A 13,526-nucleotide genomic window follows, 5' to 3' on the forward strand; every position below is an offset into this window, starting at 1 on the left:
CACTCCCGGGTTCGTCTGGGTACGCGGCACCGGGTGTCGCTAGGGTCCGCGCTCATGACCGCCGCGACGACGCCGCCGCCCGAACCAGACGAGGCCGCGGACGAACCCGACGTCCACACCTCCGCCGGCAAGCTCGCCGACTGGTACCGCCGCCAGGACGACGTCGTCCACGCCGGGTCCGAGCGCGCCGTCGAGCGCCAGCACGCGCGGGGGCGCAAGACCGCCCGCGAGCGCATCGACCTCCTGCTCGACGAGGGCAGCTTCCTCGAGTTCGACGCCATGGCCCGGCACCGGTCCACGAACTTCGGCCTGGAGGCGAACCGCCCGTACGGCGACGGCGTCGTCACCGGCCAGGGCACCGTCGACGGCCGCCCGGTCTGCGTGTTCTCCCAGGACGCGACGGTGTTCGGCGGGGCGCTCGGCGAGGTCTACGGCGAGAAGATCGTCAAGGTCATGGACGTGGCCATGAAGATCGGCTGCCCCGTGATCGGCATCAACGACGGCGGCGGCGCGCGGATCCAGGAGGGCGTGGTCGCGCTCGGGCTCTACGGCGAGATCTTCCGCCGGAACTCGCACGCGTCCGGCGTCGTCCCCCAGATCTCGCTGGTCATGGGCCCGGCCGCCGGCGGCGCGGTGTACTCCCCGGCGCTCACCGACTTCACGGTGATGGTCGACGAGACGTCGTTCATGTTCATCACCGGCCCGGACGTCATCAAGACGGTCACCGGCGAGGACGTGGAGTTCGAGACCCTCGGCGGGGCCCGCACCCACAACACCACCTCCGGCAACGCGCACTACCTCGCCTCCGACGAGGAGGACGCGATCGCCTACGTGCAGGAGCTCCTGGGCTACCTGCCGTCGAACAACCTCGCCGAGCCCCCGCGGCTGCCCGCGGAGGAGGAGACCGGGTCGGTCGAGGACGGGATCACCGACGAGGACCGGGCGCTCGACGCCCTGGTGCCCGACTCGCCGAACCAGCCCTACGACATCCGTGAGGCGATCCGCGGCGTCGTCGACGACGACGAGTTCCTCGAGGTCCAGGAGCTGTACGCGTCGAACATCGTGGTCGGGTACGGCCGCGTCGAGGGCCGGGCGGTCGGGGTCGTCGCCAACCAGCCGACGCAGCTCGCCGGCTGCCTCGACATCGGCGCGTCGGAGAAGGCCGCCCGGTTCGTGCGCACCTGTGACGCCTTCAACATCCCGGTGCTGACCTTCGTCGACGTCCCGGGATTCCTGCCCGGCACCGACCAGGAGTACAACGGCATCATCCGGCGCGGCGCGAAGCTGATCTACGCCTACGCCGAGGCCACGGTCCCGCTGATCACGGTGATCTGCCGGAAGGCCTACGGCGGCGCGTACGACGTCATGGGCTCCAAGCACCTCGGCGCCGACCTCAACATCGCCTGGCCGACCGCCCAGATCGCCGTCACCGGCGCGTCGGGGGCGGTGAGCATCCTCTACCGCAAGGAACTGAAGAAGGTGGAGGACGAGGGCGGGGACGTCGAGGCCCGGCGTGCCGAGCTCCAGCAGGAGTACGAGGACACGCTGGCCAACCCGTACGTCGCGGCCGAGCGCGGCTACGTCGACGCGGTCGTCCCGCCGTCGTACACCCGCGGCTACGTCGCCCGGGCGCTGCGCTCGTTCGGCAACAAGCGCGAGACGCTGCCGCCCAAGAAGCACGGGAACATCCCGCTGTGAGACGCAGCGGAGCGGAGCTCGACCGGAGGGTGCTGTGAGCGGCGAGCAGGAGGGTCCCGACGGCGAGGCGGTGCCGCAGCGACCCCTGCTGCGGATCGTGCGGGGCGACCCGTCGCCCGAGGAGGTCGCCGCGCTGACCGCCGTGCTCGCGGCCGCCTCCGGCGGCTCCGGGGAGCCGGAGGACACCGGCCCGGCGTCGGCGTGGGTCGAGCGGGAGTCGCTGGTCCGCCGGCCGCTCACGCCCGGGCCGCACGCCTGGCGGATGTCGGCCTGGCGCTGACGGGCCCTCCGCCTCCGCCGGGCGCGAGGGGAACCCTCGTGCGGCTGGAGCGACCGCATCGTCCCCTCGCGTCCCGCCCCGCCGGGCGCGAGGGGAACCCTCGTGCGGCTAGAGCGACCGGACCGTCCCCTCGCACCCGGCGCGCACCGGCCCGGCCCCACCCCTAGGGTCCCGGGCCGTGCGCCTGGTCCTCGCGTCCGCGTCCCCCGCCCGCCGTGCCGTGCTGAGCGCGGCGGGCGCCGAACCCGACGTCGTGGTCTCCCACGTCGACGAGGAGGCCCTGCTCGGCGAGCTCGGCGAGGCCGACCCCGCCGAGAAGGTGACGGCCCTGGCGCTGGCCAAGGCGCGGGTGGTCGCGGGGCAGGTGGCCGCCGAGGTTGACGGGGACGGGATGCCGTTCGACGGCGTCGTCGTCGGGTGCGACTCGATGCTCGACCTCGGCGGCGAGCTGGTCGGCAAACCGGGCACCGTCGAGGCCGCCCGGGGCCGCTGGGACCAGATGGCCGGCGGGCACGGCGAGCTCGTCACCGGCCACGCCGTCATCCGCGTGCACGACGGGGCACCCCAGGCGGAGATCTCCGGCCACGCCGCGACGTTCGTGACGTTCGCGACGCCGACCACGGCCGAGCTGGAGGCCTACCTGGCGGCGGGCGAGCCGTTGTCGGTGGCGGGGGCGTTCACCCTCGACGGGCTCGGCGGCTGGTTCGTGGAGGGCATCCAGGGCGACCCGAGCAACGTCGTCGGGATCAGCCTGCCGCTCACCCGCCACCTGCTCGCCGAGCTGGGCGTGGGGATCAACGATCTGTGGGCGGCGCCGGCCGGGCCGGTGGGCGGCTGACCGGGGGTCGCGACGACGGCGGGCCCGCCACGGGCGCGCGCGAGACGCCGGGCCGCGGTGGCAGGCCCGGCGCGGCCGACGCGGGCGGTGCCGCGGCGCGACCGGCCGCCGGCGGCGCCTCGGCAGGTGCCGAGGAGAGCGAGCGGACGACGCGGTCGGCGGCGGTGGCGTCGGCGGCCTGCCGGGGTCCCGGGCCGGCCACCGCGAGCAGCACCAGGCCGGGCTCCCCGCGTCCGCCCGCGACGGTGGTGACGCGGACCAGCGACCCGGGCCCGTCGGCCGTCGTCACCCGGCGCACGGTGGTGTGGGCGTCGCGCCCGTCGAGGGTGCCGGCGTCGTCGGACACGTCGGCGATGCGAGCCCGGTCCCCGGGGGTCTGGCGCATCGCGCCGTCGGCGAAGGCCCCGACGAGGCGGCGGGCCTCGTCGGCGAGAGCGTCCCGGCCGAAGCCCCGCGCCGGATCGAGCCGGCCGACGAGGACGGCGGCGCGGTCGGCGAGGGTCACGACCGTGGGGAAGCGCCCCGGCGGGACGGGCACGAGGTCCTGCGACCCGTCCGGCGCCCAGCCGGGGAGCACCTGCACCGTCGCCCCGAGGCTCGGCGCGCCGGCGCGGCCCGGGGCGGCCGCCAGTCTCGGGGCGGCCGCCGCGGTGTCCGCCGCGGGCACCGGCGTCGGCTGGCGCGACGCATCCGCGGCCACGCGCAGAGCCGCCTCGCGCTGGGCCGCATCGCGCTGGGCCGCCTCACGCTGCGCCGCGTCGCGGGCGGCCTCGGCGTGGCCGGCCTGCTCGCCGTCCGCGCCCGCGGCCGTGGCCACCGCCGCCACCGTGCCCGCCAGCGCCGCCAGCGACGCGCACGCGACGACGGCCTTCCCCCACCAGCGGCTCGCCCCGGCTCCGCCCGGGACGGGCTCGCTCTCGCGTCGGCTCATCGGGGACCGACGGTAGCGACCACCCCCGACGGTCCCGCCACCGACGCCCCCTGCCGCTGTGGCCATGACCACGCGGGGACCGGTGGTCCACGTGGCCTGACGTACGGGAGAGTCGCCGGAACGGTCACGGTGGACCGTTCGGTCGCGGCCCGGCCGGTCCGACGGCGACTCCACCCCTACACTGCGCGCGGATTCACCGACCAGTCCACGCAACGAAGCGCCCCTTGGAGGCAGTCCGATGGCATCGCCCGCTCCGCTGCACACCGTGCTGATCGCCAACCGCGGGGAGATCGCCGTCCGCGTGGCACGGGCGTGCAAGGACGCCGGGCTGACCAGTGTCGCCGTCTACGCCGAGCCCGACCGGGACGCGCCGCACGTGCGGATCGCCGACCAGGCCTTCGCGCTGGGCGGCGAGACCGCCGCGGACTCCTACCTGGACATCGAGAAGATCATCGCGGCGGCGAAGGAGTCCGGGGCGAACGGGATCCACCCCGGCTACGGCTTCCTCTCCGAGAACTCCGACTTCGCGCAGGCCGTCCTCGACGCCGGGCTCATCTGGATCGGCCCCTCACCGCAGGCCATCCGCGACCTGGGCGACAAGGTCACCGCCCGCAAGATCGCCGAGCGCGCCGGGGCGCCGCTGGTGCCCGGCACCAAGGACCCCGTGGCCGACGCCGACGAGGTGGTCGCCTTCGCCGACGAGCACGGCCTGCCGGTGGCCATCAAGGCGGCCTTCGGCGGCGGCGGCCGCGGCATGCGCGTCGCCCGTGAGCGCGACGAGATCAAGGACATGTTCGACGCGGCGGTCCGCGAGGCGGTCTCGGCGTTCGGCCGCGGCGAGTCGTTCGTGGAGCGCTACCTCGACCGGCCGCGCCACGTCGAGGCCCAGGTCCTCGCCGACCAGCACGGCAACTGCATCGTCGTCGGCACCCGCGACTGCTCGCTGCAGCGCCGCCACCAGAAGCTCGTCGAGGAGGCGCCCGCGCCGTTCCTGACCGACGAGCAGCGCAAGCGCATCCACACCTCGGCCCGCGACATCTGCGTCGAGGCCGGCTACTCCGGCGCCGGCACCGTCGAGTTCCTCGTCGGCGAGGACGGCACGATCTCGTTCCTCGAGGTCAACACCCGCCTCCAGGTCGAGCACCCGGTCTCGGAGGAGACCAGCGGGCTCGACCTGGTCCGGGAGCAGTTCCGGATCGCGAACGGCGAGGAGCTGCGGTTCACCGAGGACCCGGAGCCGCGCGGCCACTCCATCGAGTTCCGGCTCAACGGCGAGGACGCCGGCCGTGGCTTCCTGCCCGCGCCGGGCACGGTGACGCGGTTCGTCGCGCCCGCCGGGCCGGGCGTGCGCGTCGACGCCGGGGTCGAGGACGGCACCGTCATCGGCGGGCAGTTCGACTCCATGGTCGGCAAGCTGATCATCACCGGCGAGGACCGCCAGCAGGCGCTGGAGCGCTCGCGCCGGGCCCTGGACGAGATCGTGGTCGAGGGCCTGCCGACGGTCATCCCGTTCCACCGTCTGGTGGTCACCGACCCGGCGTTCACCGCCCCCGAGGGCGCCTCGTCGTTCACGGTGCACACCCGGTGGATCGAGACCGAGTGGGACAACACCGTCGAGCCGTACGTGGCCTCCGGCGGGGGCGAGGAGGACGACGACGAGGCGGCGGCGCGGCAGACGGTCGTCGTCGAGGTCGGCGGGAAGCGCCTGGAGGTGTCGCTGCCCGGTGGGCTCTCCCTGGGCGGGGGCGGCGCCGCGGCGCCGGCGGCCAAGAAGAAGTCGCGGAAGCGGACCGGCGGCGGCGCCAAGGTCTCGGGCGACGCGGTCACCTCGCCGATGCAGGGCACCGTCGTGAAGGTCGCCGTCTCCGAGGGCGACACCGTGTCCACGGGCGACCAGATCGTCGTCGTCGAGGCCATGAAGATGGAGAACCCGGTGACCGCCCACAAGGACGGCACGGTGACCGGGCTGTCGATCGAGCCCGGCGCGTCGGTGAACCAGGGTGCGGTGATCTGCGAGATCGCCGACTAGGGCCCGGGGGTTGCAAGCGAAGCGGCGTTGCTTGCATCCAGTGACAGGAAAGCCCCGTCGTCGTGGCAGCGCCTACCCTGGGTCGGGTGGGCGAGCTGCGGATCGGGACCCGGGAGCGTGAGCTCGCCATGGCCGCCCTCGACGAGCACCTGCGCGAGGGCCGGCTGGACCCGGGCGAGTACGCCGAGCGGTCCGCGACCGCCGCCAACGCCCGGTTCCGCTCCGAGCTCGACGGGCTGTTCACCGACCTGCCCGCCCCCCACCCGGCGTTCCCGTCGGCGCCCGCTCCCCCGCCGGGTCCCGACGCCGGGTCGGTGCCGGCTCCGTCGCCGGCCGCCGCTCCCACGACCGAGGCCCGGCACGAGCGCCCCGAGGCCGACCTCCCCGAGCTCGTGGCGCCGCTGGGTGCCCGCCTCGGCCGCAACGCCGGGAAGCTCTCGGCGCTCGTCCCCGTCGTCGTGTTCGCGCTGTTCGTGCTGACCGGCTTCCGCTTCCCGCAGCTGTTCCTGCTGATCCCGGCCTCGATCGCCCTCCTCGGCTACCTCGGGCACCGCCACGGCGGCTGAGCCCGGCACCGGATCCGCGTCACCCCCGGGGACAATCCGGTCGTCGGTTGTCAGGAGGTCGTGGTTCTCTGGGAAGAGTCGGCGGTGCGGCCGACGTTCCGACGACGAGCGGGCGGCCCTCCGTCCGCCCGCTGCTCCCGCCCATCCGAGAGGTTCTCGCCCATGAGCTCGGCCCCGACCACGTCGGACGCGCCCGCCGGCCCGGCGCCGGACGCCGAGGCCGCGGTCACCGCACCGGGCACCACGCGCGCCGGGGTGGTCATCGCGGTCCTCGTCGTCTCGGCGTTCGTGATGATCCTCAACGAGACGATCCTGTCGGTCGCGCTCAAGGACCTCACGGTCGACCTCGGCGTCTCGACCACCACCGTGCAGTGGCTGACCAGCGGCTTCCTCCTGACGATGGCCGTGGTCATCCCGACCACGGGCTTCCTGCTCGAGCGCTTCACGCCCCGCCAGGTCTTCCTCGCGTCGCTGACGCTGTTCAGCCTCGGCACGCTCATCAGCGCGCTCGCCCCGGGCTTCCCGGTGCTGCTCGTCGGCCGCGTGGTGCAGGCGTGCGGCACGGCAGTGATGATCCCGCTGCTGATGACCTCGATCATGCGTCTGGTGCCGCCGGAGCGGCGCGGTTCCACGATGGGCACGATCACGATCGTCATCGCGGTGGCCCCCGCCATCGGCCCGACGATCGGCGGGGCGATCCTGGCCTCGCTGAGCTGGCGGTGGATGTTCTGGATCGTGCTGCCGCTCGCGGTGGCGGCGCTGGTCCTGGGCGCGGTGCTGATGCGGCTCGACAGCGAGACGCGCTCGGTGCCGCTCGACCTGCTCTCGGTCCTGCTCTCGGCGATCGGCTTCGGCGGCATCCTCTACGGCTTCTCGACGCTCGGGGAGTCCGGCGGGTCGGGGCTGCCGCCGTGGGTGCCGATCGTGGTCGGCGCGGTCGCGCTGGTGCTGTTCGTGTGGCGCCAGCTCCGGCTGCAGCGTCGCGACGCGGCCCTGCTCGACCTCCGGCCGTTCACCCACCGGCAGTTCGTCGTGGCGCTCGTCCTGTTCGCCCTGCTGTTCATGTCGCTGCTGGGCGCGGCGGCGATCCTGTTGCCGCTGTTCCTCCAGACGGTGCTCGGCCAGGACACGTTCTGGACGGGCCTCGCCGTGCTCCCCGGCGGCCTGGTGCTCGGGCTGCTCGGGCGGCCGGTCGGCGCGCTCTACGACCGTGTCGGGGCCCGTCCGCTGGTGATCCCCGGGGCGATCATGATGGCCGTCGCCCTCTGGCTGTTCACCCTGCTCGGGGCGGGCTCGCCGCTGGGTGCGGTGGTCGGCATCCACGTCGTGCTCATGGCCGGTCTCGGCCTGATGATGACGCCGCTGATGACCGAGGGACTCTCGACCCTGCCGGGCGCGCTCTACTCCCACGGCAGCGCGATCCTCGCGACGCTGCAGCAGGTCGCCGGCGCGTTCGGCACCGCGGCGTTCGTGACGATCTCGGCGATCGCCTCGGTCACGGTGGGCGCGACGCCCGACGCGCAGGGGCTGCGGGTCGGGTTCATGGCCGCGGGCGTGGTCGGGGTCCTCGCGGTGATCGTGTCGCTGTTCCTGGGTGGCAAGCCGCAGCCGGTGGCCGACCGCTCCGCCGAGGTCGGGGAGCCGCTCGCCGCACCACCGGGCCCTGCCCCGGTGGACGACGCCTCCGACCACACCGGTCCGGTCGACGTCCGGCCGTCCCGCACGTCCTCCGCGGAGGGTCCGGCCGGGGTCCGCGTGCGGGGTCAGGTCGACCTCGCGGGTCCGGGCGAGGCCGTCGTCACGCTCGTCGACGAGCACGGCGCCCAGCACGGCCGGGCGGGCACCCGGGGCGGGCGCTACGAACTGGTGCTCCCGACGTCGGGCGCGTGGCTGCTCGTGGTCAGCGCGCCGGGGCACGCTCCGACGGCGGCCCGGCTCGTGGCGGAGCCGGGCATCACCGAGCTCACCCACGACGCCACGCTGCCGGTCGCCACGCCGCCGGCGTCCGGTCCGTCGGCCACGCCGCGGGAGCCGCAGCCCGCCGCCGGGTCCTGACGCCCCCTCCTGGGCCCGGGGGCCTGGGCCGCTCGCGGTGGTGGCTCCGCTCCGCGGTGACAGCAACGGCACATTGCTCTGGCTTCACACCGGCGGCCGACGCCGCTCACGCAGCCGGGCGAGGGGAGGATCCGGCCGCTCTATCCGCACGAGGGGCCCCTCGCGCGCCGGCCGAAGCCGACCGGCGACGGTCCGCGGGCCTTGGTGGCGCCGAGTGGTCCCCCACGGCTGCCGCGAGAGCCACGGCCGCCCACTCGGCGGGAACCCCGGCCGGCTAAGACGCCGAGTGGACCCCCACGGCTGCCGCGGCAGCCATGCAAGCCCACTCGGTCGCCCGCGCGGCCGTCGAGTGGACCCCCACGGCTGCCGCGAGAGCTATAGGAGCCCACTCGGCGGGTCGGCCGTGCACGGCGGCGACACGCGAGGGGACGATTCGGTCGCTCTAGCCGCACGAGGGCTCCCCTCGCGCGCCGGGCAGCCACTCACGCGAGGGGACGATTCGGTCGCTCTAGCCGCACGAGGGCTCCCCTCGCGCCCGGGGAGAACGGGTCGGATCAGCCCGTCCCGAGCGGCTCGAGGCGCTCCGCCCGCGGGTCGGGCGCCGCGACCCGGAGCTTGTCGGCCTCCTCGTCGGTGTCGACGGTCTGGGAGCGCCGCTCCGCCTCGACCCGCTCGACGTACGAGCGGACCTCCCGCTCGCGGGTCGCGTCGTCCCATCCCAGCAGCTCGGCCATCTGGTCACCGACGGACGCCGCGCACTCGGCCCCGCGGTGCGCGTACTCGATGGAGATGCGCGTGCGCCGGGTGAGGACGTCGTCGAGGTGCAGCGCGCCCTCGTAGGCCACCGCGTAGGCGACCTCGACCTTGAGGTAGTCGGACGCGCCCGGCACGGGCTCGAGCAGCGACCGGTCGTCATCGCTCATCGCGAGGAGCCCGTGCAGCAGGGAGCCGTACCGGTCGAGCAGGTGCCGGATGCGGTGCGGGTGCAGCCCGTAGCGCCGCCCGAGGTGCTCCGACTGGTTCACCAGCGCGAAGTAGCCGTCGGCGCCGATGAGGGGCACCCGGTCGGTGATCGACGGGGCGACACGGGCGGGGATGTCCTCGGCGGCCGCGTCGAGGGCGTCCTTGGCCATGACCCGGTAGGTCGTGTACTTGCCCCCGGCGATCGACACCATCCCGGGCATCACCCGCGACACCGCGTGCTCGCGGGAGAGCTTCGAGGTCTCCTCGCTCTCCCCGGCGAGCAGCGGCCGCAGGCCCGCGTAGACGCCCTCGATGTCGTCGTGCGACAGCGGCGTCACGAGCACCGAGTTGATGTGCTCGAGGAGGTAGTCGATGTCGTGGCGCGTCGCCGCGGGGTGGGCGAGATCGAGGCGCCAGTCGGTGTCGGTGGTCCCGACGATCCAGTGGTTGCGCCACGGGATCACGAACAGGACCGACTTCTCGGTCCGCAGGATCATCCCGACGTCGGACGGGATCTTGTCCCGGGCGACGAGGAAGTGCACGCCCTTGGAGGCCTGCACGTGGAAGCGCCCCCGGGTGCCCGCCTTCTGCTGCATCTGGTCGGTCCACACCCCGGTGCAGTTCACGACGACGTGTGCGCGGACGTCGGTCTCGCGCCCGGTCTCGACGTCGCGCACCCGCACGCCGGCGACGCGGTCGACCTCGTGGAGGAAGTCGACCACCTGGGTCGATGTACGTACGACGGCGCCGTATTGCGCAGCGGTGCGTCCGACCATCATCGTGTGGCGGGCGTCGTCGGCCTGGGCGTCGTAGTACCGCACCGCGCCGACGAGCGCGTCGCGCTTGAGCGCCGGCGCCATCCGCAGCGCCCCGGACCGGGTGAGCTGGCGCTGCTTGGGCAGCGAGCTCTTGCCACCCATCGTGTCGTAGAGGGTGACGCCGGCCGTCACGTACGGCCGCTCCCACACGTGGTGGGTGAGCGGGTAGAGGAACGGCACCGGCTTGATCAGGTGCGGCGCGAGGCGGGTCATGTTGAGCTCCCGCTCGTAGAGCGCCTCGCGCACGAGCCCGAAATCGAGCTGCTCCAGATAGCGCAACCCGCCGTGGAAGAGCTTCGACGACCGGCTCGAGGTTCCCGCCGCCAGGTCGCGGGCCTCGACGAGCGCCACCGTGAGGCCCCGGGTGGCCGCGTCGAGCGCCGCTCCGACGCCGACCACCCCGCCGCCGACCACCACGACGTCGAACCGCTCGTCGGAGAGCCGCTGCCACGCGGCCTCCCGCTGGGCCGGGCCGAGCCGTGAGGGCTCCGCGGCGGCATCCAGGTCGTCGGCGTCCGTGGTGGGCGGCGTCGACCGCCGCCCCGGATCGTGCCCTGCGGACTGCGCGGCCACGCGAGAACCTCCTCGTGTCCGATCGATCTGACCTGACCGTGGTGTATGCCCCTCACCACCCTGCCGCACGCGTCGCGGCAGGGGGCGTCACACCTGTTCGGGAGGGACCCGCTGCGCGGTGCTCGAGGCCGCCCCGTCGCCCCGTCCCTGGGCCGGGACCTCGACCTCGTCCTCGGTGCGCCCGGGCGGCGGCGGGGGCTCGACGCCGCCGTGCGCGGCGGCGCGGGCGTCGAGCACCTGGCCGATGACCAGGTCGTACACGAGGATCCCGATGACCCCGCCCACCAGCGGCCCCACGATGGGGATCCACCAGTAGTTGTCGAAATACGTGCCCGCGCCGGGGAAGGCGAGCGGACCCCAGCCCTCGATGTAGGTCCACAACCGCGGACCGAGGTCACGGGCCGGGTTGATGGCGTAGCCCGCGGACGTACCGAAGCTGAACCCGATGCCGACGACGACCAGGCCGATGATGAACGCCCCGAGGTTGCCGGTCGGCGCCTGGTTGCGGTGGTCGACGATCGCGGCGATGAGGGCGACCAGGAGCGCGGTGCCCACGATCTGGTCGAACAGCGGGCCCCACAGCGCCCCGCCGAAGTACTTGGCGGGGAACGTCGCGAAGATCGAGAAGGTGTCCTGCGAGGCAGCACGCGAGGCGATGTTCTTGGTCGCGTTGTACGTGTCGATCGCCGGGTAGTACACCGCGTAGATGAGCGCGGCTGCAACGAACGCGCCGGCCACCTGCGCCAACCAGTAGGCAGGGACCTTCCGCCACGGGAACCCGCGCCGCACGGCGAACGCCAACGTCACCGCGGGGTTGATGTGGGCACCGCTGACGCCGCCGGCGATGTAGACGCCGAAGACGACGGCCAGACCCCAGCCCCATCCGATGATGATCCAGTTGGCGGGTCCGAAGTCGGCGGTCTCGCGGCCCGAGCCGGGGAGCCCGACCACAGCGACCGCCACACAGCCGAGACCGAACATGATCAGGACGAAGGTCCCGAGGAACTCCGACAACATCTCGCCGCCCGTGCCGGACCTCCATCCGGCGGGCTTCTGCGCGCGGGTCACCTGCCACCTCCTCGTGGAGCTGAACACGCCCGGCATCGATAGGGCGTGGGTCACAGGCAAACGCCTGCTTGTGACCTGCGTCAACCCCTTGCCACGGCGCGGTCCGTGGGCAAGCGTTCCGGGCGAACAGGGCGGTCGACGCCCGGGCGCGAGTAGAGGAGACACGTCATGACCCAGTACGTCGCGGCGATCGACCAGGGAACCACCTCGACCCGGTGCATGATCTTCGACCACTCCGGTCGGGTGGTCGCCGTCGACCAGCTCGAGCACCAGCAGATCTTCCCGCAGGCGGGGTGGGTGGAGCACGACGCCGCGGAGATCTGGGGCAACACCCGACAGGTCTGCGGCGGCGCGCTCGCGCGCGCCGACCTGGACTCGTCGAGCATCGCCGCCGTCGGGATCACCAACCAGCGCGAGACCACCGTCATCTGGGACAAGGCGACCGGCGAGCCCATCCACAACGCGATCGTGTGGCAGGACACCCGCACCCAGGAGATCTGCGACGAGCTCGGGGCCCTCGGCGGCGGCGCCGAGCGGTACCGGGCCAAGACCGGACTGCCGCTGGCCACCTACTTCGCCGGGCCCAAGGCGCGCTGGATCCTCGACCACGTCGAGGGCGCCCGGGAGCGCGCGGAGCGCGGTGAGCTGGCGTTCGGGACGATGGACACCTGGGTGCTCTGGAACGCCACCGGCGGCGCCGAGGGCGGGCTGCACGTCACCGACCCGACGAACGCCTCGCGCACCCTGCTCATGAACATCGACACGCTGGAGTGGGACCCGGAGCTCTGCGAGGAGATCGGGGTGCCGATGGCGATCCTCCCCGAGATCCGGTCGTCGTCGGAGACCTACGGCAACATCCGCGCCCGCGGCACGTTCCGCGACGTCCCCGTCGCCGGCATCCTCGGCGACCAGCAGGCGGCGACGTTCGGGCAGGCCTGCCTCGAGGTCGGCGAGGCCAAGAACACCTACGGCACCGGCAACTTCGTCCTGCTCAACACGGGCACCGAGAAGGTCGAGTCGAAGAACGGCCTGCTCACCACCGTTTGCTACAAGATCGGCGACCAGCCGCAGGTCTACGCCCTGGAGGGCTCGATCGCCGTCACGGGCTCGCTGGTGCAGTGGTTGCGCGACAACCTCGGGCTGATCTCGTCGGCCCCGGAGGTCGAGGACCTGGCGAAGTCGGTGGACGACAACGGTGGGGCCTACATCGTCCCCGCGTTCTCCGGCCTGTTCGCGCCGTACTGGCGCTCGGACGCCCGCGGCGTCATCGTCGGGCTCACCCGCTACGTGAACAAGGGCCACATCGCGCGCGCCGTCCTCGAGGCGACGGCGTTCCAGACCCGCGAGGTCATCGACGCGATGAACGCCGACTCGGGGGTCCCGCTGACCACGCTCAAGGTCGACGGCGGGATGGTCGGCAACGAGGTCCTCATGCAGTTCCAGGCCGACCTGCTCGGCGTCGAGGTGGTCCGCCCGGTGGTCTCGGAGACGACGGCGCTCGGCGCGGCCTACGCCGCGGGCCTCGCCGTCGGGTTCTGGGAGTCCGAGCAGGACATCCGGGACAACTGGGCGCAGGACAAGGTCTGGGAGCCCTCGATGGACCCGGCCGAGCGGGACAAGCTCTACGAGAACTGGAAGAAGGCCGTCACCCGGACGTTCGACTGGGCGTAGCGCGGAGCGCATGTGAACGGATTCGGTCGTTCCGGC

Annotated in this window: 9 protein-coding genes and 1 pseudogene; 7 read left to right on the forward strand and 3 right to left on the reverse strand. The window is 73.6% G+C overall.

The genetic code is table 11. From position 1 onward, the window contains the following. Nucleotides 1-54 precede the first annotated feature (54 nt). From HH311_RS13605 to HH311_RS13615, 3 genes are all read left to right on the forward strand, one after another. A complete protein-coding gene (locus HH311_RS13605; protein ID WP_169184189.1) occupies nucleotides 55-1,698 on the forward strand; it encodes an acyl-CoA carboxylase subunit beta in 1,644 nt (547 codons plus the stop codon). A 34-nt stretch (nucleotides 1,699-1,732) separates the two neighbouring features. Then, nucleotides 1,733-1,978: an acyl-CoA carboxylase subunit epsilon gene (locus tag HH311_RS13610; RefSeq protein WP_312030130.1), complete on the forward strand. Its 246-nt coding sequence runs from the start codon at nucleotides 1,733-1,735 to the stop codon at nucleotides 1,976-1,978. A 178-nt stretch (nucleotides 1,979-2,156) separates the two neighbouring features. Then, entirely contained in the window at nucleotides 2,157-2,816 is a 660-nt protein-coding gene (locus HH311_RS13615; protein ID WP_169184190.1) for a nucleoside triphosphate pyrophosphatase, read from the forward strand. Here HH311_RS13615 and HH311_RS13620 read toward each other — a convergent pair. Further along, nucleotides 2,773-3,747, reverse strand: coding sequence for a hypothetical protein (locus HH311_RS13620; RefSeq protein WP_169184191.1), 975 nt, complete (start codon nucleotides 3,745-3,747; stop codon nucleotides 2,773-2,775). The genes HH311_RS13615 and HH311_RS13620 overlap by 44 nt on opposite strands. Nucleotides 3,748-3,985: 238 nt before the next feature. Between HH311_RS13620 and HH311_RS13625 the strand changes: the two genes are divergently transcribed. From HH311_RS13625 to HH311_RS13635, 3 genes and pseudogenes are all read left to right on the forward strand, one after another. Next, nucleotides 3,986-5,776, forward strand: a complete 1,791-nt coding sequence (locus HH311_RS13625; RefSeq protein ID WP_169184192.1) for an acetyl/propionyl/methylcrotonyl-CoA carboxylase subunit alpha — start codon at nucleotides 3,986-3,988, stop codon at nucleotides 5,774-5,776. 86 nt (nucleotides 5,777-5,862) lie between these two features. Further along, entirely contained in the window at nucleotides 5,863-6,342 is a 480-nt protein-coding gene (locus HH311_RS13630) for a DUF1707 domain-containing protein (protein WP_169184193.1), read from the forward strand. A 162-nt stretch (nucleotides 6,343-6,504) separates the two neighbouring features. After that, nucleotides 6,505-7,935 (forward strand): annotated as a pseudogene (locus HH311_RS13635) (DHA2 family efflux MFS transporter permease subunit); the annotation flags it as partial. A gap of 1,016 nt (nucleotides 7,936-8,951) precedes the next feature. Here HH311_RS13635 and HH311_RS13640 read toward each other — a convergent pair. Both HH311_RS13640 and HH311_RS13645 read right to left on the reverse strand, forming a co-directional pair. Continuing rightward, on the reverse strand, nucleotides 8,952-10,682 hold the full coding sequence (locus HH311_RS13640; protein WP_169184277.1) for a glycerol-3-phosphate dehydrogenase/oxidase: 1,731 nt from the start codon (nucleotides 10,680-10,682) through the stop codon (nucleotides 8,952-8,954). Between the two features lie 156 nt (nucleotides 10,683-10,838). Next, nucleotides 10,839-11,768: an MIP/aquaporin family protein gene (locus HH311_RS13645; protein WP_169184278.1), complete on the reverse strand. Its 930-nt coding sequence runs from the start codon at nucleotides 11,766-11,768 to the stop codon at nucleotides 10,839-10,841. 219 nt (nucleotides 11,769-11,987) lie between these two features. Here HH311_RS13645 and glpK point away from each other — a divergent pair, with 219 nt between their 5' ends. Then, entirely contained in the window at nucleotides 11,988-13,490 is a 1,503-nt protein-coding gene (glpK, locus tag HH311_RS13650; RefSeq protein ID WP_169184195.1) for a glycerol kinase GlpK, read from the forward strand. The last annotated feature ends 36 nt before the right edge of the window (nucleotides 13,491-13,526 follow it).

The sequence above is a fragment of the Actinomycetospora sp. TBRC 11914 genome (assembly GCF_012933465.1).
Lineage (GTDB): Bacteria > Actinomycetota > Actinomycetes > Mycobacteriales > Pseudonocardiaceae > Actinomycetospora.

Coding starts and splice junctions, on each gene's coding strand:
- HH311_RS13605 (WP_169184189.1), top strand. CDS start 55: ATGACCGCCGCGACGACGCCGCCGCCCGAACCAGACGAGGCCGCGGAC.
- HH311_RS13620 (WP_169184191.1), bottom strand. CDS start 3,747: ATGAGCCGACGCGAGAGCGAGCCCGTCCCGGGCGGAGCCGGGGCGAGC.
- HH311_RS13625 (WP_169184192.1), top strand. CDS start 3,986: ATGGCATCGCCCGCTCCGCTGCACACCGTGCTGATCGCCAACCGCGGG.
- HH311_RS13645 (WP_169184278.1), bottom strand. CDS start 11,768: ATGTTGTCGGAGTTCCTCGGGACCTTCGTCCTGATCATGTTCGGTCTC.
- glpK (WP_169184195.1), top strand. CDS start 11,988: ATGACCCAGTACGTCGCGGCGATCGACCAGGGAACCACCTCGACCCGG.